The organism is Telluria beijingensis (assembly GCF_030770395.1).
Lineage (GTDB): Bacteria > Pseudomonadota > Gammaproteobacteria > Burkholderiales > Burkholderiaceae_D > Telluria > Telluria beijingensis.
This window is the reverse complement of sequence record NZ_CP132480.1, coordinates 520,911-547,648: the sequence shown is the minus strand read 5'-3', so window position 1 is coordinate 547,648 and position 26,738 is coordinate 520,911. Positions and strand designations below refer to the sequence as shown.

The 26,738-nt window shown below is 59.9% G+C and carries 18 protein-coding genes; 10 read left to right on the top strand and 8 right to left on the bottom strand.

The window, feature by feature from the left end; translation table 11 throughout:
• Positions 1-50: 50 nt before the first annotated feature.
• The gene (locus tag Q9246_RS02430) at positions 51-4,187 is read right to left on the bottom strand and encodes a CheR family methyltransferase (RefSeq protein ID WP_306395199.1); all 4,137 of its coding nucleotides are present in this window, start codon (positions 4,185-4,187) and stop codon (positions 51-53) included.
• A 170-nt stretch (positions 4,188-4,357) separates the two neighbouring features.
• Here Q9246_RS02430 and Q9246_RS02425 point away from each other — a divergent pair, with 170 nt between their 5' ends.
• From Q9246_RS02425 to Q9246_RS02405, 5 genes are all read left to right on the top strand, one after another.
• Positions 4,358-6,415 (top strand): CheR family methyltransferase, encoded by a 2,058-nt coding sequence (locus Q9246_RS02425; protein ID WP_306395198.1) that lies wholly within the window; start codon positions 4,358-4,360, stop codon positions 6,413-6,415.
• Between the two features lie 418 nt (positions 6,416-6,833).
• A complete protein-coding gene (locus Q9246_RS02420; RefSeq protein WP_306395197.1) occupies positions 6,834-7,829 on the top strand; it encodes an HAF repeat-containing protein in 996 nt (331 codons plus the stop codon).
• Between the two features lie 62 nt (positions 7,830-7,891).
• Positions 7,892-9,070, top strand: a complete 1,179-nt coding sequence (locus tag Q9246_RS02415; protein WP_306395196.1) for an HAF repeat-containing protein — start codon at positions 7,892-7,894, stop codon at positions 9,068-9,070.
• A gap of 117 nt (positions 9,071-9,187) precedes the next feature.
• Entirely contained in the window at positions 9,188-10,357 is a 1,170-nt protein-coding gene (locus tag Q9246_RS02410; protein ID WP_306395195.1) for an HAF repeat-containing protein, read from the top strand.
• A gap of 74 nt (positions 10,358-10,431) precedes the next feature.
• Complete coding sequence (locus Q9246_RS02405; RefSeq protein WP_306395194.1) at positions 10,432-11,583, top strand: HAF repeat-containing protein; 1,152 nt, start codon at positions 10,432-10,434, stop codon at positions 11,581-11,583.
• Between the two features lie 9 nt (positions 11,584-11,592).
• Here Q9246_RS02405 and Q9246_RS02400 read toward each other — a convergent pair whose 3' ends face one another.
• A complete protein-coding gene (locus tag Q9246_RS02400) occupies positions 11,593-12,204 on the bottom strand; it encodes a hypothetical protein (protein WP_306395193.1) in 612 nt (203 codons plus the stop codon).
• 205 nt (positions 12,205-12,409) lie between these two features.
• Positions 12,410-12,751, bottom strand: a complete 342-nt coding sequence (locus Q9246_RS02395; RefSeq protein WP_306395192.1) for a helix-turn-helix domain-containing protein — start codon at positions 12,749-12,751, stop codon at positions 12,410-12,412.
• A gap of 465 nt (positions 12,752-13,216) precedes the next feature.
• Here Q9246_RS02395 and Q9246_RS02390 point away from each other — a divergent pair, with 465 nt between their 5' ends.
• The 3 genes from Q9246_RS02390 (at position 13,217) to Q9246_RS02380 (ending at position 15,722) form a co-directional block, all read left to right on the top strand.
• Entirely contained in the window at positions 13,217-14,542 is a 1,326-nt protein-coding gene (locus tag Q9246_RS02390; RefSeq protein WP_306395191.1) for a tyrosine-type recombinase/integrase, read from the top strand.
• Positions 14,543-14,643: 101 nt separating this feature from the next.
• A complete protein-coding gene (locus tag Q9246_RS02385; RefSeq protein WP_306395190.1) occupies positions 14,644-14,928 on the top strand; it encodes a hypothetical protein in 285 nt (94 codons plus the stop codon).
• Complete coding sequence (locus Q9246_RS02380; protein ID WP_306395188.1) at positions 14,925-15,722, top strand: plasmid recombination protein; 798 nt, start codon at positions 14,925-14,927, stop codon at positions 15,720-15,722. Before Q9246_RS02385 ends, Q9246_RS02380 begins: the two co-directional genes overlap by 4 nt.
• 57 nt (positions 15,723-15,779) lie before the next feature.
• Here the strand turns inward: Q9246_RS02380 and Q9246_RS02375 are convergent, their stop codons facing one another.
• Positions 15,780-16,301, bottom strand: coding sequence for an antitoxin Xre/MbcA/ParS toxin-binding domain-containing protein (locus tag Q9246_RS02375; protein WP_306395185.1), 522 nt, complete (start codon positions 16,299-16,301; stop codon positions 15,780-15,782).
• Positions 16,302-16,321: 20 nt separating this feature from the next.
• Here Q9246_RS02375 and Q9246_RS02370 point away from each other — a divergent pair, with 20 nt between their 5' ends.
• Positions 16,322-16,651, top strand: a complete 330-nt coding sequence (locus Q9246_RS02370; RefSeq protein WP_306395183.1) for a helix-turn-helix domain-containing protein — start codon at positions 16,322-16,324, stop codon at positions 16,649-16,651.
• A gap of 610 nt (positions 16,652-17,261) precedes the next feature.
• Here the strand turns inward: Q9246_RS02370 and Q9246_RS02365 are convergent.
• The 3 genes from Q9246_RS02365 to Q9246_RS02355 form a co-directional block, all read right to left on the bottom strand.
• Positions 17,262-19,031 (bottom strand): UvrD-helicase domain-containing protein, encoded by a 1,770-nt coding sequence (locus Q9246_RS02365; RefSeq protein WP_306395182.1) that lies wholly within the window; start codon positions 19,029-19,031, stop codon positions 17,262-17,264.
• On the bottom strand, positions 19,028-20,875 hold the full coding sequence (locus Q9246_RS02360; protein WP_306395181.1) for an ATP-dependent nuclease: 1,848 nt from the start codon (positions 20,873-20,875) through the stop codon (positions 19,028-19,030). The genes Q9246_RS02365 and Q9246_RS02360 overlap by 4 nt, the downstream gene beginning before the upstream one ends.
• Positions 20,876-21,042: 167 nt before the next feature.
• Positions 21,043-22,506, bottom strand: coding sequence for an HNH endonuclease (locus Q9246_RS02355; RefSeq protein WP_306395179.1), 1,464 nt, complete (start codon positions 22,504-22,506; stop codon positions 21,043-21,045).
• Positions 22,507-23,271: 765 nt separating this feature from the next.
• Between Q9246_RS02355 and Q9246_RS02350 the strand changes: the two genes are divergently transcribed.
• A complete protein-coding gene (locus Q9246_RS02350) occupies positions 23,272-23,610 on the top strand; it encodes a recombinase family protein (RefSeq protein ID WP_306395177.1) in 339 nt (112 codons plus the stop codon).
• 364 nt (positions 23,611-23,974) lie between these two features.
• Here the strand turns inward: Q9246_RS02350 and Q9246_RS02345 are convergent, their stop codons facing one another.
• Positions 23,975-26,737, bottom strand: coding sequence for a restriction endonuclease (locus tag Q9246_RS02345; protein ID WP_306395175.1), 2,763 nt, complete (start codon positions 26,735-26,737; stop codon positions 23,975-23,977).
• Position 26,738: the final 1 nt, after the last annotated feature.

The following is a 26,738-nucleotide window of genomic DNA, read 5'->3' as shown; positions in this document are numbered from 1 at the left end:
GCGCTAACGGTGGGTTCCGCGCTCACGGTGGATTCCACCGTGACCACGTCTCAATCCTTGCGCGGCAACAGATCGCGCACCACCGCGTTCAGGCGCTCGACCGACATTGGTTTACCGAGATGGGCCGAGAAGCCCGCAGCGCGCGCCTCGGCGATGTCGGCGTCGCGCCGCATGCCGGTGACGGCGATCGCCGGCAGCTGCGCGCCATGGGGCAATGCGCGCACCATGCGCAGGAATTCGTAGCCGTCGATCTCGGGCATCGAGATGTCCGAGATCAGCAGGTCGACCTCTCGCCGTTCCAGGATCGCCAGGCCGGCGCGCGCGCTGGTGGCCTCGAACACGGTGGCGCCGCTCATCTCGAGCAGCGACTTGAACACCAGCAGCATGTCTTCCATGTCGTCGACCACCAGGATGCGCAGCCCGGCCAGGTCGTCGCCGCCGCTTTCCGCCGCGCCGCCGGCCGACGCCTTGCTGTCGAACAGCGGCAGCCAGACCGAGAAGCGGGAACCCTTGCCCAGGCCCTCGGACGTCGCCTCGACCCGGCCGCCGTGCAGGGACACGATCTCGCGCACCAGCGCCAGTCCGATGCCGAGGCCGCCCTTCGAGCGTGTGGTCACCGCCATGCTCTGGCCGTACATGTCGAACACGTGCGGCAGGAAGGATGGCGCGATGCCCTGGCCGCTGTCGTTGACGTCGATCCGCACCGACTCGCCCTCGTGCGCCAGGTGGACATCGATGGCGCCGCCGGCCGGGGTGAACTTGATCGCATTGCTGAGCAGGTTCATCACCACCTGCTCGATGCGCACCACGTCGGCCAGCACCGGCAGGCCGTCGGCGCCGCCGGAAAAACCGATGCGCAAGTCCCTGGCCGCCGGGTCGTTGCGCGCCACCTCGACCATCCCCGGCAGCAGGGTGTCGAGCATCACCGGCGCCATGCTGAGCGTGAGCTTGCCGGTGCGCACCCGCGACATGTCCATCAGGTCGTCGATGATCTTGGCCTGGCTCATGACCGAGTTGCGGATGATGGCTGCGGCGCGCATGAAGGTCGGCGACTGGCGCAGCTCCTGCATGCGCGACAGCAGCTCGACGTTAATGTGGATCATGTTGAGCGGATGGCGCAGCTCGTGCGACATCACGGCCAGGAATTCGTCCTTCAGCGCCGCCGCGCTCTCGGCGTCGCAGCGCACCGCCTGCTCGTGGGTCAGGGCCTGCTCGCGCTCCTTGCCCTGGCGTTCGCGCGCGGTCTCGTCGCGCGCGATCTTTGCGTAGCCATAGAAGGAGCCGTTGCGCAGCGGGGTGGTGACGCCGCTGCAGAAGAAGCGGCTGCCGTCCTTGCGCAGGTGCCAGCGCTCGTCCTCGGCGCGGCCATCCTCGCGCGCGCGCCGCAATTCGTCCTCTGGCACGCCGGCAGCCAGGTCCTCGGGCACGAACAGGCGCGCCAGGTCGTGGCCCTGCATCTCGTCGGCGCCATAGCCGAACAGGGTCTCGGCGCCCATGTTCCAGCTGGTGACCCGGCCCTCTTCGTCGAGCGTGACGATGGCGTAGTCGCGCGCGCTCTCGGCCACCATGCGCATGCGCGCCTCGCTGGCGCGCGCCTGCTCCTCGGCCTGGCGCCGCGCCGTAATGTCGAAGAAAGTCATCACCGCGCCTTCGATACGGTCTTCGTTGGTGCGGTAGGGCAGCAGGCGCACGATATAGAAGCGGCCATCGTTGCTGCGCACCTCGCGCTCGACCAGGCGCAGGGTGTCGAAGGTGGCGCTGACGTCCTCGGCCAGCTGGTCGTAGTCGAGCTTGTGGGTCAGGTCGAGCAGCGAGCGGCCAACATCGGTGGCGATGATCGAGAACAGGTCGGCCGCGCGCGGCGTGAAGCGCTTGATGCGCAGGCCGCTGTCCACGAAGATGGTGGCGATGTCGGTGGACGCGATCAGGTTGTTCAGGACGTCGTTGGCCTTGCCGGTTTCCTCGACCTTGACCTTGAGTTCGTAATTGACCGTCACCAGTTCTTCGTTCACCGACTGCAGCTCTTCCTTGCTGGTTTCCAGCTCCTCGGTGGCCGAGCGCAGTTCTTCGTTGATCGCCTGCAGTTCTTCGTTCGAGGCGCGCAGCTCTTCGGTGGAAATCTCGGAATACTCCATCGTCTCCTGCAGCTGCTCGCGCTTGCGCTGCAGCTCGGCTTCGAGCTGGGACAGCACCACGTCGTGGCTGCCGTTGGGGCGCGGCTCGGCGACGGCCTCGGGACTATCGGGCACGCGCTGGAACAGCACCAGCAGGTAGTCGGATTCGGCCTCGTCGTCGCGGAAGGCGCGCACCGTGGTGACCACCGTGCCCAGCTCGGGCACCTCGGCCAGCTCGATCGGCCGGCATTCGACGCTGCCGCCATTCTGCGTCACCTGGTACATGGCCGAGCGCAGTTCGAGGCGCAGTTCGGGCAACACCAGGGTGAGCAGGTTGCGCGAGGGCTCGCCGCCCGCCATGCGCAGGTATTTTCCGGCGAGTTCGGACACATAGACCAGGTTGCCCTCGCGGTCGACCACTACCGACGGCGGCGCGAACTGGGCCAGCGCGCGCTGGTGCAGGTCGGCATAGGTGGCCAGGCGCTTGCCGGGCAGCTTGGGCCGGCTGATCTCGGGCAGGCGCACGCCGTACAGGGCCGAGGATGGATTCTGGTAATGCATCTGGCGGCCTGTGGGGCGGGCGCGGTAGATGCGGTTGCGCTTGTCGACCGGGATGAAATATTCGGCCACCGACTCCGCCGATTCGGACGAGCCCAGGAACAGGTAGCCGCCCGGCTTGAGCGCGAAGTGGAAGGTCTGCAGCACCCGCAGCTGGACGTCGCGTTTCAGGTAGATCAGCAGGTTGCGGCACGAGATCAGGTCGAGCCGCGAGAACGGCGGATCGCGCAGCAGGTTGTGCGAGGCGAACAGGATGCGGTCGCGCAGCGGCTTGCGGATGCGGTAGCGGCTGTCCTCGCGCTTGAAATACTGGCGCAGGCGGGTGGACGTGACGTCGGTGATGATCGAGCCCGGATAGTTGCCGGCGCGCGCGGTGTCGATGGCGCGGTCGTCGATGTCCGAGGCGAACACCTGGAACGCCGGCGGGTTCTCGCTCAGCGCGGCCTGGTCGGCCATCAGCATCGCCAGCGAATAGGCTTCTTCGCCGCTGGCGCAGGCCGCGACCCAGGCGCGCACCTCGTCGCCGGCGGCGCGGTCCTTGAACAGCTCGGGCATGACGTCGCGCTCGAGCGAGTCGAAGGCCTCGCGGTCGCGGAAAAAATTGGTGACCCCGATCAGCATATCGTCCAGCAGCGCCTTGTTCTCGCCGATGTCGCTCACCAGGAGGTCGCGGTATTCGGGCAGCGTATGCATCTGGCGCACCTGCATGCGCCGCTCGATGCGGCGCAGCACGGTGGCGCGCTTGTAGTGGCGGAAGTCATGGCCGGTGCGGCTCAGCAGCGAGGTGATGATCTCTTGCAGCGCGTCCTCGCTGCCGGCGTCCGGCTCGGCCGGCAAGGCCTGCGCCGGCGGCTCGCCATCGCCCACCGGCGGCAGCTGGATCCGGCGCGCGTTTTCCCACAGGTCGACCAGCTTTTGCGCCATCTCGCTCACCGGCAGGATGAAGTCGACCGCACCGGTGCGGATCGCGGCGTTTGGCATGCCGTCGTGCTCGGCGTCGTCCGGCGATTGCGCGAGCGTCACGCCGCCCTGCTCCTTGACCCGCGACAGGCCGACCGCGCCGTCGGAGCCGGTGCCCGACAGCACGATCGCGATCGCCCGTTCGCGGTGCACCTGGGCCAGCGTGCGGAAGAACAGGTCGATCGCCACGTGCTGGCCGCGCGGACGCTGCAATTCTTCGACGATCAGGAGGCCGTCCACCATCGCCAGGTGTTGGTTGGGGGCGATCACATAGACATGGCCGGGCTCGATCTGCACCCGCGAGGTGACCTGCACCACCGGCATGCGGGTGACGCGCTGCAGGATGGACGAGGCCGAGTTGGGATGCTTGGGCGACAGGTGCAGGATGATGACGAAGGCCATCCCATGGCCCGCCGGCATGTGCTCGAACAGGCTTTGCAGGGCGGGCAGGCCGCCGGCCGAAGCCCCGATCCCGACCACCGGGAAGTGCAGATTGCTAGGAATGACACCCGGTTCGGTGGGCATGGCGCTGGTCGCGAAGACGGAATCGGACATCTCGGTCTCTATGAACAAGGTGTCATGAAGTCTAGACGATCTGTAACGATTTTTGGACGAAAAGCGAGAAAAATCTTAGTGCCAGAACAACAGTTACACTATGAGTCTTTCGCTGACACCGCGGCCGATGTGCGCCAATGAAAAACAAGAAACAAGACAGACCGCCACCCGTGGACGAGTCCGAATTCTTCCCCAACCGCGCCGTCCTGGACATCTTGTGCGGCAAGGTGCTGCCTGAACTGTTCCAGGGCGGACAGGCGGGCACGCCGCTGCGGGCCTGGGTCGCGGCCTGCGCCGCCGGCGAGCAAGCCTACGGCCTGGCCATGCTGCTGGCCGATCACGCGGATGACGCCGGCTGGCGGCGCGACCTGCAGCTGTTCGCCTCCGACGGCGACGCGCATGCGGTACAGGCGGCCCGCGCCGGCCTGTATCCGGCCGCGAGCGTGGCCCACCTCCCGGCCGCCCGGCTGGAACGCCATTTCACGCCCGGCGCCGATGGCTACCAGGTGCGCAAGACGCTGCGCGAGCGCATCGTGTTCACCCGCCACGACCTGCTGCATGACCCGGCCTTCTCGAAGCTCGACCTGGTCGCTTGCCGCGACGTCCTGGCCCGACTGGACCACGGCGCACAGCGCCAGCTTTTGCAGCACTTCCATTTTGCGCTCAATCCCGGCGGCTACCTGCTGCTGGGCCGCGCCGAATCGGTGGAGGCGGCGCCGGACCTGTTCGCGCCGGTGGACGCCACCCACCGCATCTACCAGGCCCGGCCAAGGAGCCGATGGACGGCGCCGCCGGCGGCCGGCGCGGCCAGGCGGCGCCATGCCACCGGGGACGAGGCGGCCGGCGCGGACCGCGGGCGGCCGCCCTCCCATGCGGACATCCACCGCCATGCCAGCGTGGCGCTGGGACCGCCCGCCATCCTGGTCGACGCCAACGCCGACATCCTGTATATCGACGAGCGCGCCGCGCGCTTCCTGCGCCAGGCCGGCGGCGAACCGACCCGGGCGCTGGCCGCGCTGGTGCCGCCGCCGCTGCGACTGCCGCTGCGCGCGGCGCTGTTCCAGGCGCGCCGCACCGGAGAACCGGCCACGACCGGGCCACTGCGCCATGCCGGGCAAGGCCATGCAGCAATCGAGCTGCAGGTGCTGCCGTTCGACGATCCGCGGGCCGAAGGCCGCCTGATGCTGGTGCGCTTCGTCACGGCGCAGGACGTCCCGCCCGTCGCCGACGCCACGCCGGCCGGGTATGACGCCCTGGTGGCGCAGCTCGACGACGAGCTGCACCAGCTGCGCGCTAGCCTGGCCGACGCCGTCGGGCAGGCCGAAGCGGCGGACAATGCCATGCGCGTGCAGGCCGAAGAAATGCAGAGTTCGATCGAGCAGTTGCGCGCCACCGTGGCCGGGCTGGAAGACGAGCGCGACACGCTGCACGGCCAGAACGGCGCGCTGGGCCTGGACAGGCTGGCGCTGCAGCGGCGCATCGTCGAAGCCGACAAGGCGCACGACGACCTGAGCAACCTGATCGCCTCGTCGGACGTGGCCACCATCTTCCTCGACCGCACCATGCGCATCCTGCGCTACACGCCGCGCATCGCCGACTTCTTCAACGTGCTGCCGGGCGACATCGGCCGCCCGCTGCCGCACATCACCAACCGCCTCGACTATCCGCAACTGGCCGAGGAAGCGGCGCGGGTGTTCGACACGCTGCAGGCGATGGAGCGCGAGGTGCGCGCCACCGACGGCCGCGACTACATCGTGCGCGTGCACCCCTACCGCACCACGCACGACCGGATCGAGGGCGCGGTGATGACCTTCTTCGACATCAGCAACTGGCGCGCCGCCGAGCAGGCGCTGCGCGCCAGCGAAGAACGGCTGCGCCTGTTCGTCAGCGCGGTGTCGGACACGCTGTACAAGATGAGCGCCGACTGGCGCGCAAAGCACAGCCTGCAGGGCAAGACCTTCCTGGCCGACACCGACAACCCCAGCGCCAACTGGCTCGAGGCCTATATCCCCGAGAGCGACCAGGCCCGGGTCAAGGAAGCCATCGCGCAAGCCATCGCGCACAAAGCGGTGTTCGAACTCGAGCATCGCGTGATCCGCGGCGACGGCGCGATCGGCTGGACCTTCTCGCGCGCCATCCCGCTGCTGGACGACGACGGCAACATCGTCGAGTGGTTCGGCGCGGCCACCGACATCACGGCGCGCAAGCAGGCAAGCGGGCCCGTCTAGTCTTCGATTCTTCCTGCCAACCCGTTCGCCGCGCATGCTGATCGATTCGGCATGCGCGGCCAGCACGCGCCGTTTCGACTTGTGCGGCGCCAAACCCATCGCGCATCGACGGCGTACTTTGGACGACGGGCCTGCCACTTTGCTGCAAGCCCTTGTTTCTCAAGGAGATTGCCATGTGGATGAGAAATTGTATGGCGCTGTTCCTGTGCGCCTCGGCGACGATGCTGGCCGCCGCTGCCCCGGCCTACCCCGAGTACCGGGTGACGATCGTCGGCCCGCCGGGCAGCAGCGCCGCCGACATCAACCAGGCCGGCGCGGTGGTCGGCAGCTATCCCGTCGGCGGCACGACCCACGGCTTCGTCAATCGCGGCAAGGGCCTGGTCAAGCTGGGTGCGCTGGGAGTTTCGAGCGGCNCGCGGTGGTCGGCAGCTATCCCGTCGGCGGCACGACCCACGGCTTCGTCAATCGCGGCAAGGGCCTGGTCAAGCTGGGTGCGCTGGGAGTTTCGAGCGGCGCGGTCGCCATCAACGACAAGGGCGAGGTGCTCGGCAACTGGGTCGGCGCCGACGGGCGCTCGCGCGGCTATATCTATTCGTGCGGCCAGCAGCGCAATATCGGCATGATCGGCAGCGGCTCGATCTACGCCGACATCAACAATGCCGGTTATGCGATCGCTACCGGCTATTCCAACAGCGACCCGAGCGGCTACCTGCGCGCGCCGAACGGCAGCTACGTCAACATCGGCCACCTGCCGGTCGAGTATCCGATTACCCAGGTATTCGCACTCAACAACCGCAACCAGATCGCCGCCAAATCGGGGCCGCTCGCATTCCCCGAACAACCCTACCGCGCCGTCATCTGGACCAGGGGCAAGCTGCACGACCTGGGCGACTTCGGCCTGACGCCCAATAGCGCCGAGGCGATCAACGACCGCGGCCAGGCTACGGGCTTTGCCGCGGTCAATACCGGCGGCCCGCATGACCGCGTGGCCTATTTGTACAGCAATGGCCGCCTGCTCAACATCGACGACACCATCATTCCTGCGCAGACTTACAGCATCGGCACCGGCATCAATAACCACGCCCACATCGTCGGCATCCACCAGCAACTACAGGGCTTCGTCTGGCGCGGCAAGCGGATGCAGGGCCTGAACGCGCTGGTCGATCCCAGGCTGGGCTGGAACATCAACAATCCGGAAGCCATCAACGATGCCGGCCAGATCGCGGCCACCGCCATCCGCAACGGCGTGCAGTATGCGGTCCGGCTCGACCTGATCCGGCCGCATGGGCTGGCTACGCCGGCGCTGGATGGCGTCGATGCCGTTGGAGCGGCTCCCATGGCGACGTCGCCGGCGCAGGCGCGGGCCGAAGCCGAGGCGCAGGCACGCGAGGTGGCGCAACCGGTCGCGCAATGAATCGAGCTGCAAGCGCCGCAGCCTCCGCTGCGGCGCACGTCGTATCCATCGAGGAGATCGTCATGTACATGCATCAGCGCTTGTTCCCGCGTTTGTCCCTGATTCTGCTGTCGTTCGCCGTCACCGGCAGTGCCTGGGCCTATCCCGAGTACCGGGTGACCGTGGTCGGCCCGGTCGACAGCTGGGTCTCCGGCATCAACAATGCCGGCGTGGTGATCGGCAGCTACCAGGTCGCGCCCAACGTGAACCGCGCCTTCCTCAACCGCGGCAAGGGCCTGGTCGACCTGGGCGCCCTGAAGGGCGTCTCGAGCAGCGCCGCCGGCATCAACGACCGGGGCGAGGTGGTCGGCAACTGGACCACCGCCGACGGCCGCCTGCGCGGCTTCATCTATTCCTGCGGCAAGGCGCGCGACATCGGCACGATTCCCGGCAAGGTGACCAGCTACACAGACATCAACGACGCCGGCTACATCACGGCGTCCGGCAGGAACCCGAACGACAACGAGACACGCGGCTACCTGCGCGCGCCCAATGGCAGCTTCACCCACCTGGGCGCCATTGCCTGGGACGGCAGCGGCCCGGCGACGACCATTCCCGCCGCGCTCAACAACCGCAACCAGGTCACCGGGATATCCGGCCGCTTCAATGCGCCCGAACCGGGCTTCCGGGCTTTCGGCTGGAGCAAGGGCGTCATCCGCGACCTGGGCGACCTGGGCTCCACGCCGAATGCCGGCAATGCGATCAACGACCGTGGCCAGATCGCGGGCCAGGCGAATATCTTCATCTCGCCGCGCGACCACGTGGCCTTCCTGTACAGCCATGGCCGCATGATCAACATCGATCCGCGCCCGGCCAGCGAATACCGCTACAGCGGCGGCTACGGCATCAACAACCGCGGCCATATCGTCGGCGGCACCGACCACCTGTCGGGCTTCATCTGGCGCGGCAGGCGCATGGAAAGCCTGAACGCGCTGATCGCTCCCGGGCAAGGCTGGGACATCTACTACCCGGTCGCCATCAACGACGCCGGCCAGATCGCGGCCGTCGCCACCCGCAACGGGGTGCGCTACAGCGTGCGCCTGGACCTGATCCGTCCCCACGTCGACAACGCGCCGGCGCTCGACCCCGAGGCCGCGGCCGAGATGTTCACCTTCGCGGCCTCGCCGGCGCTCGACACCGCGCTGGCCAAGGCCGAGGCGCAGGCCCAGGAGCGCGAGGTGGCGCGGCCGGTGGCGCAGTGAGCCGGCATTGTCGGACGGTTGGCGCGTTCTGACGCGCCGTGGCGCGCCAACCCATCAAGACGCCTGCCCCGCGGCAGGCGTCCGATCGGCGCGCGCGTTCTTCCCAAGGAGATTGTCATGCACTTGCGTCACCGCTTGTCCCTGGTCCTGATGTCGTTCACGCTGGCCGGCGCCGCCTCGGCCTATCCCGAATATAAGGTCACGGTGGTGGGCCCGGCCAACAGCACGGCCACAGACATCAACAGCGCCGGCGTGGTGGTCGGCTACTACCAGTACGCGCCCTCGGTCAACCACGCCTTCCTGAATCGCGGCAAGGGCCTGGTCGACCTGGGCACATTGAAGGGCACCGACAGCATCGCCGTCGCCATCAACGACAAGGGCCAGGTGCTGGGCCACTGGAGCAGCGGCCCCGGAACCCAGCGCGGCTTCCTCTACGACTGCGCCAGGATCCGCGACCTCGGCACCATCGGCGGCCGCTCCACCAACTGGCACGACATCAACAATGCCGGCTACATCGCGGTATCCGCGGTCGACGCGCCGCTCAACGACGGCACTACCAGCTACCTGCGCGCGCCTGGCGGCGCCTTGACCGCGCTCGGCGACCTGCCCAACGACTTCCCGGACGCGCCCCCGCTCACCTTCGGCCAGGCACTCAACAACAAAAACCAGGTCGCCGGCGAATCCGGCCCGCTGACCTTCCCCGACCAGCCGCTGCACGCCTTCATCTGGACCAAGGGCAAGCTGCGCGACCTGGGCAGCCTGGGCCAGGAACCGATGGGCGCGCAGGCGATCAACGACCGCGGCCAGGCCACCGGCTACGCCTCGGTGCAGGGAGGCTTTCGCAACCGGGTGGCCTTCTACTACAGCCGCGGCCACCTGGTCGACATCGACGGCCGCCCGGCCAGCGAGGAGCGCTTCAGCGACGGCACCGGCATCAACAACCGCGGCCACATCGTCGGCAGCAGCAATCACCTGTCCGGCTTCATCTGGCGCGGCAAGAAGATGCAGAGCCTGAATGCGCTGATCAATCCGGCGCTGGGCTGGGACATCCGCGACCCCCAAGCCATCAACGACGCGGGGCAGATCGCGGCGAACGCCTTCCGCAACGGCGTGCGCTACGCGGTGCGGCTCGACCTGATCAAGCCGCACGTGGATGCGGTGGCGCCGGCGGAGCATGACGAAGAGCCGGCGGTGGAGGCGCCGCTGTCGGCCGCGGCCGCAGCGAAGCGGGCGCGGGAGGAAGCCGAGGGGGTGGCGAAAGAAGTGGCGAAACCCGTGGCCCAATAAGACGACAAGGATGCGCGCCGCATCCGGGGCGCGCTCCTTCGATGCATCATCTTTTGAAAGGGACGATCATGAATATGCTTCAGCATCTGGGCCTGGCCCTGGCCTCGTTCGCCGTGGCGGGCGCCTCCTGGGCCTATCCCGAATACAGGGTGACCATCGTGGGCCCCGCCAACAGCACGGCCGCCGACATCAACAGCACTGGCGCGGTGGTTGGCCGCTATCAGGTCGGCGCCAACGCCAGCCGCGGTTTCGTCAACCGCGGCAAGGGCGTGGTGGTGCTGGGGCCGCTGGGCGGGGGGTCCAGCAATGCGGTCGCCATCAACGACAAGGGCGAGGTGCTCGGCAACTGGACAGGCGCCGATGGCCGGTCGCAAGGTTATCTCTATGCTTGCGGCAAGCAGCGCAACCTCGGCGCCATCTACGGCAACACCTACTACATCGACATCAACAACGCCGGTTATATCGTCGGGCGGGCCAATCCGCCGGGGACCATCTATCCGCTCAGCGTCCTGCGCGTGCCGAACGGCAGTGTGCGCGACCTGGGCAGCATCGCGACCGAAGATCCCACCACCCAGGCGTATGCCATCAATAACCGCAACCAGGTCGCCGCGGAGTCCGGCCCATGGGGCGTACCGGAGCAGCCGTTTCTCGCCGTCATCTGGACCAAGGGGAAATTTCGCGACCTGGGCGGCTTTGGCTGGGAACCGAACCGCGCCCTGGCGATCAACGACCGCGGCCAGGCAACCGGCTATGCCTCGGTGACCACCGGTGGACCGCACGACCGCGTCGCCTTCTTCTACAGCAACGGGCGCCTGGTCAATATCGATCCCAGCCCGGCCAACGGATTGCGTTTCAGCGAAGGCAAGGGCATCAACAACCACGCTCACATCGTCGGCAACAGCGACCAACTGGGCGGCTTCATCTGGCGTGGCAACAGAATGCAGAGCCTGAGTAAGCTCATCGATCCCAAGCTGGGGTGGACTTTCATCTATCCCGAGGCGATCAACGACGCCGGCCAGAACGCGGCCAGCGCCGTGCGCAATGGCGTGCAGTACGCAGTACGGCTGGACCTGAGCCGTCCCTATCCAGACGCGGCGCCGACGCTGGACGCCGGTGAAGCGGCCGAGGTGGCTGCGCTGGCGGCGCCATCGGCGCAAGAGGCGGCGCAACCCAGGGTTGAAGCCGCAGCCCAGGCGCGCGAGGTGGCGCTACCGGTCGCCCAGTGAAAGCTGGCTTTATGCCTGCTCGACGCTGGCGGCCCGGGCGGCCCGGACACGCATCTGCGCGGTTTCCGGATCCAGGCCCGCCATGATCAGGTTGATGATCTCCTGCTTGTCTTCCTGATTGATCCATTCGCATTCCTTGCGGTGCGAGCAGAAATAGGCGTACCAGGAGACGTCGGCGGGTCGCTCTTTGCGCGGCTTGAGGCGGGCGGGTACGGCGGCGCGCTGGGCGGTGGCGAAGGCAGGTAGTTGGGTGTCGGCGATTGACCAGTCGAATGTGGCGGCGGCGTGTCGCTCGGCTTTCCGCGCTGCGTTGTCGCCATCAGCGCCGCGAACTGGCTCCAGGGTCGCCTGGTCGACGGCGAGGCTGGATAGCCGGGGGTAGGCATGGGCGGCGCAGAAGGCGTCGACGAACTGCAGCTTCATGCCAATGCCGATCGGAACGGCGCGACCGAGTACGGCGTCTTTCGGGTGCAGGGAGCGGGCCAGGGTCAGCAAGTCCTTGTGGCCGATCTTGTCGCCCTGCCCTGATCTTGCGTGGTGCGTCAGGGCTTCGTAGATGCGGATGCCGACATCGATGTCGTTGGCGGTGAACTGCTGCTGTGGTCTGGCGTTGCCGGTCATGCGCGCCTTCTGGGGACGTGTGGTCGATGGTCGCCATTATGCATGATTGCGATACACGCGGGACCAGTCGGCTTCCTGACTTGGCAAACCGCTCGGACTACGCCGAGAAAGCTTAGCAGATGCGGAAAACAGGCGGCCTGCGCATCCCGCATCGCCATGTGGCTGCTGCTCCAGCGACCGCATTGGAATGCCAGCCTCGTTGTGTTCACCTCATACGTGAAGTATTACGCGCTTTAACATCCTGAAGTGATCGTTTGAACGCCTTCAAAACTTTAGTAGAAAAAAGCTGACTCCGACCTATCTTGCTCGACGCCTGAATCCTTCCTTGAGCAACGTGCCTACGAAAGGTCGACATCGATACTTCCAAATACTTCGCTGCCTCAACTGCAGTAAATTTATCTCCTGCCAAATGACCAAACACATCGTCATGGGAGAAGTTTTCGCTTCGAACGCTTGCTTCAGCAAGTAATGCAAAAAATTTCGCCCGCTGACTCGTTGCTAGTTGCGTAAAATTTTTATAAACCACTTCTGCGGTAATCTGGCTCATGGAATCCTCACGATTTCAAATAATTCATCAGGGTCGTATAAAAATTCTCATGCGTCCCAACGTGCCTAAAAAGGCAGCACGGCCGAGACTAAACTTGTTAATTTATAACAAACCGGGATGCGCGTTAGACGATCACTGGACTGTGACACCTTGGTCAAGCTTGGAGTAAAGCTACAGCCAAAATGCTTCGATGGAATGGAGAAGTAGAATAGACAAGGGCTTACAATATTGTAAGCCCTTGACTTTATTGGTAGGCCTCCCGTGAGTCGAACACGGCACCAACGGATTATGAGTCCGAGCCAAACAGTATTGCCATGCGTTGATTCGCATTTCAAAATTCCAGCAAGTTATTGAATTTTATAGATAATTTTCTCGCTCTAAGATTTTTTGTGTTGACCTAAGTTGATCTATTGCCATAAGATTTGCCTACATGGCGCCTACACCGCGCCTACATCTTAGGTAGCTATGGCAAAAGAAAACTTCACGGCAGAACGCATCAAGTCATATCAATGTGAGCAGGGGAAGCAACAGACCATCCACTGGGATGCAAAAATCCCTGGCCTTGGGCTTCGAGTCACTCAGACCGGTACTCGGGCCTACATCTTCGAGTCTCGCCTCTTCGGCAAAACTATACGTATCACGATCGGTGACCCGCGCAGTTGGGACCTCGGCAAAGCCAGGGCGGAAGGCGGGCGGCTGAAGACCTTGATCAATCAAGGACTCGATCCAAGAGAACTGAAAGCCGAAGCACAAGCGGCGCATGAAGCAAAAGCCAAGGCAGAGGCTTCTCGTACAGTTACCGTCGGCGAAGCTTGGGGCGTCTACCTTGAGGAGCGTCGGCCTTACTGGGGTGACCGTCACTACCAAGATCACGTCAAAAAAGCACAAGCAGGTGGGCAACCGGCCATCCGAGGTACTCGTGGGCGCGGTCTAACCATAGCTGGCCCGCTTCACGCCCTAATGGAGCTAAGGCTGTGTGAGCTACGCCCGGCGGTCGTGGAAGCATGGGCTGCTCGCGAAAAGGTATCGCGCCCAACGTCTACTCGCCTGGCTTGGCGCTTGCTGAAAAGCTTTTTGTCATGGTGCGCCGAACAACCCGCATTTGCGCCAGTTGTTGAGGGGAACCCAGCCAAGACAAAAAAAACGCGCGAGCTGCTCGGCCCTGCAGGAGTGAAGCAAGATGCGCTACAACTTGAACAGCTACCGGCCTGGTTCGCTGCAGTACGTCAAATCTTCAACCCAGTGACTGCTGCATATCTTCAAACTCTGCTGTTGACCGGAGCTCGGCCTGGTGAAGTTTTGGAGATGCGATGGGAGGACGTCGACACTAGATGGAAGAGCCTAACGATTCGGGACAAAGTCGAAGGCGAACGGATTATTCCATTAACTCCATACGTTTCGCACCTCCTTGCAGGTCTGCCGCGTCGTTCAGAATGGGTTTTCTCTAGCTCGATCGCTAGCCCAGACAAGGCTGTTAAGCCCATCAGCAAACCTCATCAGGTACACGACAAAGCTTGCACTGTCGCCGGGATCGAGGGATTGACGCTACATGGTCTTCGCAGGTCATTTGCGAGCCTTACAGAATGGCTAGAGTGTCCGATCGGTGTAGTTGCGCAGATCATGGGTCACAAACCCAGCGCCACGGCTGAGAAGCACTACAAGGTGCGACCACTTGACCTACTACGCCGGCACCACGAGCATATCGAAGCATGGATCCTCAAAGAAGCTAACATTGAATACTCTCCCGACCTTCCACTGTCCACTCGATTGCAGTTGGTGGCATCAGCGTAGCGGGCTCCGCCCTTACTGAGGTTGTTGTCATTTAACAACATCTCATGGTGTTGAACTAAATTCCAAGTTCTTCCGAAATCGGCCATAAAGTCCTGATCGCCTTGCGCTTCACCGAGAATCCTCTTGGTGACGCATACCGTTTTGTGAAAGGTTTGGCGATGACGTATGCTGTATCTCTCCCCCCTACCCTTGCTGAGATTGCAACGAAGACTGACTACTTGCGAACAGATGAGTTCGCCAGCGAGTTAAGACGGGCCAGTCAGACTATCCGCAAGGCGTACTGCCTGACTGGCCACTATCTCGGTATCCGTCCTGTGAAACTTGGCAACCGCCTACTTTGGCGTATCAAGGATATTGCCGAGCTGCTGGAAGGGGGCGCCAAATGAGCTTTCCTATGGCTATTGACCGGCTAAGCGGACAACGAATCATCACTACAGCAGCAAAACACAACTTGCGTGAAATCGTTGCAGAGATTGGCGCCGAACAGCGTATTGATCCAACACGTGGCGCCGACAACATCATCTTACGTGGCCCAGACACCGCAGATGGCGTGGCTGCACTACGAAAATCACTACTTGATGCTGCTAAGCTCAAGAAGAAGTTACGGGTAGATGCCGTCCAGGGACTTGAAGTTTTGTTCACCTGGCCGTTTCCTGGTCAGGAGTGCCCACCCCAGTACTTTGAAGATTGCACGCGATGGGCTGAAAATCACTTCAAGGTGCCCGTGCTGAGCTCGGTAGTGCATCTTGATGAAAGCCAGCCGCACTGCCACGTTATACTTCTACCACTCATCAATGGGCGTATGAACGGCTCAGACTTGTTCGGCACAGGCGCCAAGCTACGCATGCACTTAGACTCGTTCTACCAGCTTGTAGGCGCAGCTTACGGCCTCACACGCCCTCTTCCGAAGCCACGTTTGAGTGCTGCTACTCGAGATTTCATCATCGCTCAGGTAGCAGCGAAACTCGATGCTTTCAGTGGCCTGACCGAGGAGACGGTGCGCGTCCTGCTAGAAGCGCATCGAAGAAGCCCGCATGCTCTTCAAGAACATTTTGACGTGTCTTTGCCCAAAAAACCGTCTGTCAAAACTCGTAGTTTCGTGGAAATTTTTACTGCGAAGACTAAGCCCGAGAGCCGAATGATCCCATACAGCGGGGCAGGCGCTGCTCAGCTAGCATAACGGCGGCGAAGTCAGAACCCTATCCTTGTGTAGGGTTCTGACCTGTAGCGAAAAACTTTAAGTCGATCTAGGCGAGTATTGGCTCATCAAGAATCTCTGGACCTGATCGCAACCTTCCAGTGTCTCCATCAGGTCGATCGGCGTGTTGCCCATCAACTCATCTTCGACTGGTATCCCAAGCCATCGCCGCACTGCAGTTACGGATCCAAGCGTTTTTTCGGCAAGCCTGCGTACTTCGAGCCGACGCGCTTCCAGCTCTGGTGAGAATCGGGATGGGGTGCCAGGTCTCTCTGATGGCGCCCCTTGTTCTCCAAAGGGGCTCCGGGGCATCAAGTTCGCCGGCAAGGCATGCCGAAGGATGTTGGTGATATCAGTCGGATCCGATACAACGCCTTTGCTATACAGATAGGAGCGTGGGTCGCGCTGTGCATCGCTCTTACCATTATGTGGGTCTGGACGGAGAGACGCATCAGGTTTCCATGTCTTGTAGAAGTCACTGACCGTCCGCTTCCCAATGTCGTCAGCGGTTTCCTCGCGCTTGGCGTTGTCGTTGTCAAAGTCGTCGGCATCTGTGGTCATAAGGGTAAACTTTCAAAAAGATGGAGGGGGCGCAACATTGTGACTCAAACACGGCTGACTTAAAAGCGTCACCTTGCAAGACTGTGAGCATGCCGTCGCTCGACAAAGATGCCCACTCAGTAGTCCCCACTGCCAGAGCTGTACTGGCGGAGAATATGGTTCGACTACGTCGGGAACAAGCATGGTCGCAAGAGCAACTTGGATTTGAGGCGGGCCTTCATCGGACGTTCATCGCTCACGTTGAGCGACAGTCTCGAAACCTCTCTCTGGACAGTTTGGAGAAAATCGCTGTTGCACTGCGTGTGAAGCCATACGAACTTCTGGTTCCATCTGTTGAAAAAGAGCTGTAGTAGCGCTCGGAATTTTTAGCGAGCGCGGTTCAGCTGACTTAGTTGGCTGGGATAGATGTTAGAGTTCTTCCCTTTGGCAGGTTGACCAATGGATCCGCATATCCCCCCGCACTACCGTCGTCCTCATTGGGAACGACCGCTGCATTTTCATCACATGCGTCCTGCTCCAATCGATCCTCGGTGGGGATTGAGCCGATGGCAACGCTTCAAATACGCGCTCAAAATACTGGCAGGACGAGAGTCGTTCGAGGAGCGAATGGCTCGCATTTATTACGACTAGGGAAGGTAGCAGGTAGCCGTGTGTTGAGTAGGGATTTGAATCTACACACTTCCCATTTGGCAAAAAACACAAATGGGAGACAGGGACATGGTTGCCTAAACAGGGGGCCGTTGGGCTGCTATGCTCGGGGAACTATGACCTCACTGCTGGCTTAAAGACTCTGCCATCCGAGCTCCCATTTGGCAAAAAACGCAAATGGGAAAGACTGTAACAAGAACCTTGTAACCGACCAATGAGGTGGTCGTGCCAGCAGAACTTGGCTTTGGGAACTAGTCCGACACGGTCTGCATACACCCCGTTTGGCAGAAATGACAGGTAGCGTAAGTTAGATCAGGTGCGTGGGCACTTCGCCACCGCCGTTGGCAGCACTGATGCTGCAGCGATACTCACCTCCTCTAAACCTCTAGCTAGGAAAGCTGGCCGGAGCTCTTTCAATGAATTGTGCGGCACAGCTACCCAGAGCAGATCTCGAGCCCGAGTTGCGGCGACATAACCGATGCGGCCGACCTCGGTATTGACCCCGTCCAGCAGGGCTTGCGCATGTTCTTTGAGTGTCATGTAGAGGACGGCATCTAGGCTTTCTCCCTTCGACTTGTGCACAGTATCTACCCGCAGCATCCCTGCTTTGTTGTCCGCAAAGTCCTCCGTGCTTGCGAGCGGCACGCTCGTTAGTGCCCTTTTTGACAGCTTGCGCCCAATATTGTCGGCAGCCCTTAGGCCAAAATTCTTCTCTAGTCGGGCGAGGAGAATCTTGATGCGTTTTAGTAGCACAGGGTGCCACTGCGTATCGGCGATCAATGATGAGGGCGGGAGTCCGCTGACGGCATCACGGGTGAATGCCCATATCTCCTTACGGAGATTGCGATCCTGTGGATAGCTGGAATGCTGAGTAATCCTGCTCACAAGCCCATCGGGCGGACTGTTCAACAAAGCGACTATGGCAACGGCAACGCGCTGGAAGGCCTGCAGGTAGTCCCTCCTCCGATCACGTAGGACTGCAGCAGCGGCGAGCGTCTTAACGACGCCCTGACCGACTGGGGCAGCGTCGCCGCGCAGCGTCTTCGCAAGACCTTTGCCTCGACAGAGAATGCCGGAGCGCTTGGCGTTGACGCCGGCAGCGGACATCGCTTCGTGAAACGCAGCGATGAGTTGTGAGTGCTGGTCGCGCTTGTAGCCCATGAAGAAGGCGCCATGCAGCATGCCGGGAGCAGGCCGATCCGCAACATCGCAGCGCCCGCACAGACTGTTAGCCAGAGAGACGATGTTGGGCGCCGATCGAAAATTCTGTTGCAACGAATGTCGCTGAACGTAAGTGCGCTGATGATAGTCGGTAAGGAACTTTCCGTTGGCACCTGCGAACCCGTAGATGCCTTGGTTAGGATCGCCGATGAGCGTCACGAAAGAGCCTGCACCGATAAGTAATTCCAGGATGGCCTGGTGCACCGTTCCGATATCTTGAGCCTCGTCGATCATGATATGCGGATACCTGCGAGCGACCGCAGCTAGCAGTTCAGGCCTATCCTTCAGCGTCCGGTAAGCCCAGTACCGTCCTAAGTCATGCGTGTATGCGCCTGTCCTTGCCAGCTTCACGATTAGGTTGCGCGCCGTCGACTTGTCCACGTACTCTATCTGGTCGTTGCGAATGTGGAAGAAGACCTCTTCATCGCCCATAAATGCCACTTGCAACGAAGTGACTGGCTGGGGAAACGACGATGTCGAGAACTTGTAGCCCTCTAGAAAGGCCTCATTCCCTGTTACTAGAAAGGCTGGACGCACGGCTGTCATGATCCGATGGCCATGCGGGCGAATGATGTTGGTGGTAATGAAGCCATCTAACGTGTCAATGTCGACCCGCGACCGTCCGGCGGTAGCGGGAAGACTGCTTGCAAGATCGCTGTAGGCCTTACGAAAGGTGTCAACCGCGACATTAGAGAACGACAGCAGCGCTACGCGGCCCCGCGCAGCACCAAGGTTACGGCGCATCTGCATGAGACGATGCACAGCCGTCTTTGTCTTACCGCTGCCAGCACAGGCGATGACGCACAGCGGCACCATCGGCGCATCGACCACGGCCTGCTGCTCGGGTGTCAACGTGCTCATGGCTTCGGGAGCGCCGTCAATTGGCACGCATGGTTAATGGCAGCCTGGATATACGCCGGCACCGTGAACGGTACCTTATCGTCCGAAATGAACTGCGCCAGGGCTTGGGCGAAACTGCCTTTTTGGATGTTGTTTCTCGGACGTTCAAACATGCCGCAGAACAGTGCTTTAGCCTTTGCAGCGTCGTCGACTTCCCCATCAACGGCAACGGCCAGTGACTTTGCGATCTTTGGGTGCAGCTCGGCTAACGCCTTGAGCATGGCCGTGCGATTAGTGGCCTCCAACGCTAGGTCGTATTCAAAAGTTTTGAGGCCATGGAAGACCTTAACATACGCGTCCTCGCAGCCCTTCATCTTCGCGGTATTGGCCGAGACGGTAATGACATCACCAGGGGCCGGATAAAGGGGTTCGGTATCGTCGTCATCCTCTTCCTGTTCAGAGACGTCGACACTTCCGATGACAGACGCCGGTAAGGACACGCTAGCTACGGGTACCGCGTCAATGCCGGCCTGGGACTCAGCTTTGGGCGGCACAGGGTCAGCATCAGTCAACACCGCGACAGGAATCTTCAATGCAGTGTTTCCGAATAGGGGCAGGAAAGAATCGAAGTTTAACCCCTCAACACTGATGAGGCTTACGCCGTGCTGACGTAGGTCGCAGCCGATGCGTTTGGCCAGAGCACTTACCATCATGAGTTCGGCTGCTCCCTCCACGAAGATGACGCGGCGGGCGAAGAAGAGCTCAGCGCGTGTGACATCGAGATATCGCTCCAGCTTCTCGCGCTTGCCTTTGTTAAATACTATGCTACGCGGAAGAAAGGTTTCCACTGCGGCGCCTGTGTCGACAAAGCATACCAGGCTATTGAGGTCTGCGATGCTCGCAAAATTTGGTGAATGGCTCGTTACGAAGAGCTGAACGGGCTTTTCTCCTTCAATCACCTGTATGGATTGCAGGTATTGGAGCAACACGGCCTGAAGTTGAGGATGCAGGTGTGCCTCGGGCTCCTCTACAATCAAGCCACGGTAGCAGGCGTCGGGATTTTTGGTCAGCTCACTCAGCACGACCGCCATATAGACTAAGTTGTTAAAACCCAACCCGTTCTGCTCGATCTCGAAGGAATCCACAAGTAGCGACAATCTGGACTTCAAGCTCTTGAAGTCGCTAGCGCTTAGTCCGACTTCCAAAAGCTGCGCGAGCTGTGGCCCAAGCATCGTTTTGTGCCGGATATTGATAGCTTCATGCGTATTAACGATGGGCAAGTGCACCTTTAACTTGCTATCGAGTTCTCGGAGAGCCTGGTTGATGCCGTCAATGCCAGTATCATCCGCCAAGAGCTGCAGTAGGCGTGCAAGCTGGCTGGTACGACCCGGTTTCAGGCCTTGGGAGGCATCACGAAGCGGCGGCAAATATACGCCCCGCAAGTTTTCCATCATGTCCGCAGTCAGGCCCATATCCTCGTTCTCGCCGCACCAGCGTTTGGCGCGCAAGCGACCGGCTTTGTCGGCCTCCGAGTAGCGTATCTTGATGTGTGCATCAAGCCCGCCAGAAACACCGGGCACAAGTGCAGCCAGGAAGTCCGCTTCATCGTCGAGACTTAGCCCCGCGAATACGTACTCGAACACGATATCACCTGATGGAGTCCCGCCATTGGGCCTGTGCACATCGTCCTCACTTAGGCGCGGGTAAGGCTCGTCATAACCGGCCAGCAGAGCACGTAACGCGTCAACTACGGCTGTCTTGCCGACATTGTTGCCACCAACTAGGACGTTTAGCCCCGCTTGAAACGACAGCTCTGCATGTTTCAGCTTACGAAAATTTTTAATAACCAGTTTGGCAAGGTGCACTCTGTTCTCTCTTACTTTCGGGCTCGCTGCTATATGCTGACCATACTGAACCTAGTTGACTTACAGTTGGGTAATGCGATGGTCTGCTTTTTTCTAAGAGCTGGCTACATTTACGACAGGCATACCAGACGGCGCTGCCTGTAGGGACAGCAGCCAAACCAGCGCTCTTACCGGTACGCCTTCGTGAACCTTAAACGCAACAGCGCCTTCAGTTCTTCGATCGAGAGCGTGTCCTTCCTGCGATGAAGCATGGAATGGCAGTTGGGGCAGACGGGACGAAGATCGTTCTCAGGGTCGAGCTCGTACTCTTCCCCGATGGATGCGATGGGATTTAAGTGATGGACGTGAATGAAGCCTTCGCCGAGTTCGCCGTACACGGCCCCGAAGTCGAAATCGCATACACAACAGATGGTTCCCCAACGTCTGATGCACCGCGGCTTGGCGGTTGGATCGCGCTCATAGGCATTGACGACGATTTGCTTCTTCGCACCTTCAATAATCATAGGATGGTCACCAACCTCTTCGGGGAGGGCCAAAGGTGGTGTCAACTCATTGAATAATTCCTCAAGAAACGCAAGCAAGCGGGACTCGTCCTCAGTGCTAACGTTCCTTCGTGGATTTATCATTTTCAGCCATGCCAGCCCTCGCTGATCAAGCAGGTAAGAGATGTTCTGCATGTAGTGCGAGTAGCTTCCATCGTCTCGACCGAAGCGATCTGCAAGCTGCTGGCAGTAGCTCCTCTCGCTAAAAGGGATACCAGAGACATCAAGTTGCATCATCTCTCTGTAAAGAGATACCAGCGCACTTAGCTCCTCGTCAGTCCACTCTGTTCCGGCGCGAGCGGCTGAGACAGGAGCCCAGTGTCCGAAAACCCTTGCGCGCTCAGCTTCCTCATTCACGCCGAATTCACTGTCAAATCCACCCGCGCATCTCCCATTCGCCAATACAACGATTGACGTCAGTATCGGCTCGCCGCTATCAACACAGCCACGCCCTACCGTTCTAAGGAAGGGTGTGAGGGTACGAAAGTTCAGATCGAATGCGGCAAAAAGTTCCCCATATCTAATTTTCGTCTTTCTAGAGGCTGCATAGATCAAGTAATCGCGTATTTCTGCAGCCTTAAACGCACGCTTTGCGTCAGCGTCATCCGGCTCACCCTTGGCTTTCGGAAGTAGCGCGGCAGGAACTTCAGCTTCATTGATTGCGACTCTACGAGTCTGCATATCTTGTTCTAGTGTGCTAATAGGCACTGGGGCACCTAAAACGGCGAAGATGCTCCCCTCTTCAACCAGACGTTCGATTGGGAATACCACATCGTTGCGGAATGGACCAATCTTACGGGTGCCATCTGTGTCGCTGGGAGCGGGTGTGATGATGACCACATAACCAGGATTTCCGCCCTTCCACAACGCACGCAGATGTTCCTTTCGTTCGTTCAATCCAACAGACGTTGTTCCTCCCGGTTTCCTATAATCCTTCAAAACAATAACCCGACGATCAACTCGTGTGAACTCGTCACTCCATGTCCGAAGCAGAATAGCGTCGCCGCTGACCGCCCCCCAGGAGTTGCGATCATTGTTCAATGGAAACCCTAATCGTTTGAAGAACTTACTAATCGCCTCTTGGGCCATGTGCTGACATCCTATCGATTGTTTTCGTCTTCGCGTTCAGTTCTAAGGCTAGCCACCAATCACGATTGCTACGACTTGAAGCATCTGCTAATGCCTTGGCGATGTATCGTGCCGCGCCGATACCTCAGCACCTAATATAGCTAGACGCGTTCTCTCATGCTTCTCGTGAAGTTCAAGATAACGACCCTTACCTTCATGGCCCCTATCGGGCCGCTGATTCAATCGCGTAAATGTGTAATACTCGGCTGATTCTTCGACGGTCAATCCTACAAATATTTCATTCCCGGCATTGTCAGTCGAGATCATCCGCATCTCCTGTAGATAGGCTCGTTCGCCATCTCCAAAATTCATCTTGATCTCCAAGTTTCATCATAGATCGAATGCAATAAAGATTGCATTCAATGCAACATACTATGAAACTATTCGCTGACTGTCAATGCTCATTGCATACCAAATTCGGCGATCTGGCTGTCCATAAATTACCATTTTTGAACACTCGAAAATCCATACTCATGAGATGTTAAAAAAATAATAATATTATTTTCTGAACATGTTCATATATGATATGGTGGTTATTGAACACTTACTAACAATGCGGGAGTGAAAAATGGCGGTTTTCGGATACGCTCGGGTCAGTACCAAGGAATAGACTACGGAGAACTAGCGTCGCGAAATCGAAGCGGCCGGCTACGCGGTCGAATATCGGTTTGCGGATGAGGGGGTGTCGGGAAAGTGTCGGCGTTTCAACGCACGGAGTTCGCCGAAATGCTTGGCAAAATCCGGGACGGCGAGACTTTGGTGGTCACAAAACTGGACCGACTTGGTAGAGATGCGAAAGACGTCGGCACCACGATCGAGATCCTGGCGGCGCGGCGCATCGAAGTGATTATCTTGCAGCTTGGCAAGCTCGACCTCGCTAGCACGGTGGGTAAGCTGGTGCTGAAAATGCTGGCAGCCGTCGCCGAGATGGAGCGTGACCTTTTGGTGGAGCGTACCCAGTCTGGCCTTGCGCGTGCCAAGGCGGAGGGCAAGATTTTGGGGCGACCCACCAGCACGACCGAAGGGCAACGCATAGCGATGGCCAAGCGACATCTAGCTGGATAGTCAATTAGCGCGCTGGCCAAGGAATACTGTATCTCCCGGGCAAGCGTAATGCGGATCGTGAAGCCGACAAGCGCGGTTAGCACTTGAACGGTTAGCACAGTAGTTAGTGTCCATTAACGGCCTCGACGCCAAAATAGGTCAGAAATGTTTACCCCAGTAGTGGCAGTCCACTCAGCGGTCTAGTCGAGGTAGCGCACGTTTGCCCGAGGGAGCAGGCGTGCGCTTATGCTTTCGAGTAGTTTAGCTATTATGTGCTTGCGTAAGGTCAGGATGATGGTCGAGCAGGCTGAGCGATTGATCACTAGGCTGATGACGTTTTCAAGTTGACGTCATTGACAGATCATGCTCGCCCCACCCTTTCCCCCTAGACAATAAGCTGTTCCAGCGTCTTGACATCCTTAAAAACAACGTCCGACATCAGCTTGAAGTGCTCGCGGCCACATTCGATCTTCAGGTTTTCCTTACTCCTCCGCTCGCCCGTAACCGTACTAGACTTGGTTTCCGCGACGAAATAAACGCGGGCGTCGTTTTCAAACACCACAGCCCAATCCGGGTTATAGGTTCCCAGCGGGGTTGCGATTTTGAACTCACCGGGCAGCTTGAAGAAAAACTTCACTCGCTCGTCGATGCTGCAATCGTGTGCGAATTTGCTTTCCGGCTCGCTTTCGCTCAGCACGCAACTGAAAGCATCACCCACGGGGTTCTTGCCTTCATCAACCGGCTGGGCTTCAAGCAGGGTTTTGCAGATCGGCGTTGTCAGTTCGTCATTTGCAGGCGGGTAAATGCTGCTCAGATAGGTTTCCAGCTCTTCATCGAACAGCGCCATTTCATAGCGACGGCCATTGATCTGGTGGTATTCAATCCCTTTCACCAGCAACGCTTGCAGGCAATTCTTGATCGCTGCTATAGCGGTATCGAGAAACGCCTGCGGGTTGATCAACAATTCGCCAAGCCTGCCCGACCCATCCAGAATCGCAAAGACAGATGCGCGGGATAAATGTACGCGGTTCTGGATGTAGGCATATACATCGGGAACAGTAATCTCTTCCTGTTGAGCATTAGACCTATCCGTGCCGACTTCCACGCCACTCACCCCATCCTTGCGCATGACAATCTTGGCCTTCAGGGCGCGGATTTTTGGCGGCTGAACCTTGGGGTACTGATTCACATCCGCCAGCGCTTCGACGCACTGCTTGATCAACTCTGGAGTATCGAGCTTGACGCTGTAGCGCGTCTGGTAGCTGATCTTCTGCCAGATCGCCTTGAACAGCGCCTCTTCTTCTGCACTGAGCGTTTTGCGTTTCACCCGTGCCTTGGCGCGGGCGTTCTTCACGCGCTTGTCAAAGCTTACACCGGTTTCTTCCTCGATTTCGGTCTGCAGTGCTTTGGCAAAGGCTTCGTAGCTTTCATTCGGAATCACAGTCAGTACATTGACGCGCTTGTCTTGAACCCGTTCGCCCTTCTGGTTCACGCAGAGACGTAGGCCACGGCCGATTTCCTGACGCTTTTTCAGGGCACTGTGGCTTTCGTTCAGCGTGCAAATCTGGAACACATTCGGATTGTCCCAACCTTCGCGCAGCGCTGAGTGACTGAAGATGAACTGCAAGGGCTCATCGACACTCAGCAAACGTTCCTTTTCTTTCATAATAAGGGCGTAAGTGTCATCGTCCTTGGCAATATTGCCCTTAGTGTCCACCCAGATGGTCTTGGCAGCCGCGCCTTTTCCCTTTTTGTCGCCAGAAAAATAACCGTTGTGCACGGCGCTCGCGGCGTGGGGGATCAAGCCCTTGTACTTTGGCATGCTGGCGTACTTGTTAAAGGCTTCTTCAAACCACACCGCGAACTTGCCCGACACCGAATTGCCGTCTGCATCAAAAGCGCGATAGTTGGCCACCTTGTCGACGAAAAACAGGCTCAACACTTTGACGCCAATGCCTTTCAGGTTCTTCAGCTTAGCGAAGTGAGCGGCGACCGTGCGCTCTATCTGAAAGCGCATCACGTCCTCTTCCAGCCCACCTTGCTGCGCGTGCAGGCTCAGCACCCGCCCGCCCGAAAACTCGATCTCCTCATCCTCTGCGCGGATTTCGTTGAGGATGTAACCATCGGCATATACATCGCGGCCCTTGGATTTTTCGAGCAGGTCGTCGCCCAGCTTCAACGTGAGCTCCTTGCGCCTTACGCCGGCCTTCTCGTTGACATCGATGCTCACCTTGACGCTAATGCCCTTCGCTTTCGCATCGATGCCGAGTAGCTTAATGAAGGCATGGTTATGGCTATCGTCGGCCAGCACGCCGTCCACCTCAATCTGCTTAACCAGGCCGAGGTCGTAAGCCTGCACAGGGTTCAGCGAATACAGCAGATTGTAGGGGTTCTTGTGAGTGGCGGAGTAGCGCAGCGTGCACAGCGGGTTCAGCTCCATCAGGGCACGGCGGCGGATGTCGGTTTCAAAGTTCTGTGGCTCATCCACGATCACGATTGGATTCACCGCCTTGATGTATTCGATCGGCGCAAATGCCCGCTCACCCTTCTGGTTAATCTTATTGCTGTCTTTCGTGAAGCTGTCGATATTGATCACTAGCACGCTGAGTGCATCGCTTTGCGCAAAGTGGCGCAAGTCGCTGAGCTTTCCACTGTCAAACAGCATCGGCACACACGGCACATTGGCATAATCCAGCGCAAAATGCTCGCGCGTGACCTGCAAGTTTTTCATCGTGCCTTCACGAATCGCCACGCTGGGCACCACGATCACAAACTTCCTGAACCCATACACCTTGTTCAGCTCGTACATTGTCTTGATGAAGGTATAGGTCTTGCCGGTCCCGGTCTCCATCTCCAGCGTAAAGTTCAGCGGGCAAAACTGTTCTTTGCCGTTGTCAGACACAGACGTCACTAGCGCGGCCGACACCGTCACGCTATTGGCTTGCTGCACCTTCTGCACATTGGCCAGCAAAGTTTCGTCCGAAAGCTTTAGCGCGTTGCCAATGCTACCGTCGCTGGCATACTCCACGCTGGCGGCTTGCCCCGCCAGCGAGAAATCCGACTTGGCCAAAGGCTGCCCATCAAACACTTGCACTACCGCTTCTACCGCACGCTTCTGGTAGGCCTGATGCGAGAACTGCAACTTCATA

What these genes read in the sequence shown, in the direction of transcription:
- Q9246_RS02430 (WP_306395199.1), bottom strand. Translation starts at nt 4,187, where the DNA reads ATGTCCGATTCCGTCTTCGCGACCAGCGCCATGCCCACCGAACCGGGT.
- Q9246_RS02415 (WP_306395196.1), top strand. Translation starts at nt 7,892, where the DNA reads ATGTACATGCATCAGCGCTTGTTCCCGCGTTTGTCCCTGATTCTGCTG.
- Q9246_RS02410 (WP_306395195.1), top strand. Translation starts at nt 9,188, where the DNA reads ATGCACTTGCGTCACCGCTTGTCCCTGGTCCTGATGTCGTTCACGCTG.
- Q9246_RS02405 (WP_306395194.1), top strand. Translation starts at nt 10,432, where the DNA reads ATGCTTCAGCATCTGGGCCTGGCCCTGGCCTCGTTCGCCGTGGCGGGC.
- Q9246_RS02400 (WP_306395193.1), bottom strand. Translation starts at nt 12,204, where the DNA reads ATGACCGGCAACGCCAGACCACAGCAGCAGTTCACCGCCAACGACATC.
- Q9246_RS02395 (WP_306395192.1), bottom strand. Translation starts at nt 12,751, where the DNA reads ATGAGCCAGATTACCGCAGAAGTGGTTTATAAAAATTTTACGCAACTA.
- Q9246_RS02390 (WP_306395191.1), top strand. Translation starts at nt 13,217, where the DNA reads ATGGCAAAAGAAAACTTCACGGCAGAACGCATCAAGTCATATCAATGT.
- Q9246_RS02380 (WP_306395188.1), top strand. Translation starts at nt 14,925, where the DNA reads ATGAGCTTTCCTATGGCTATTGACCGGCTAAGCGGACAACGAATCATC.
- Q9246_RS02375 (WP_306395185.1), bottom strand. Translation starts at nt 16,301, where the DNA reads ATGACCACAGATGCCGACGACTTTGACAACGACAACGCCAAGCGCGAG.
- Q9246_RS02370 (WP_306395183.1), top strand. Translation starts at nt 16,322, where the DNA reads ATGGAGGGGGCGCAACATTGTGACTCAAACACGGCTGACTTAAAAGCG.
- Q9246_RS02365 (WP_306395182.1), bottom strand. Translation starts at nt 19,031, where the DNA reads ATGAGCACGTTGACACCCGAGCAGCAGGCCGTGGTCGATGCGCCGATG.
- Q9246_RS02355 (WP_306395179.1), bottom strand. Translation starts at nt 22,506, where the DNA reads ATGGCCCAAGAGGCGATTAGTAAGTTCTTCAAACGATTAGGGTTTCCA.
- Q9246_RS02350 (WP_306395177.1), top strand. Translation starts at nt 23,272, where the DNA reads ATGCTTGGCAAAATCCGGGACGGCGAGACTTTGGTGGTCACAAAACTG.
- Q9246_RS02345 (WP_306395175.1), bottom strand. Translation starts at nt 26,737, where the DNA reads ATGAAGTTGCAGTTCTCGCATCAGGCCTACCAGAAGCGTGCGGTAGAA.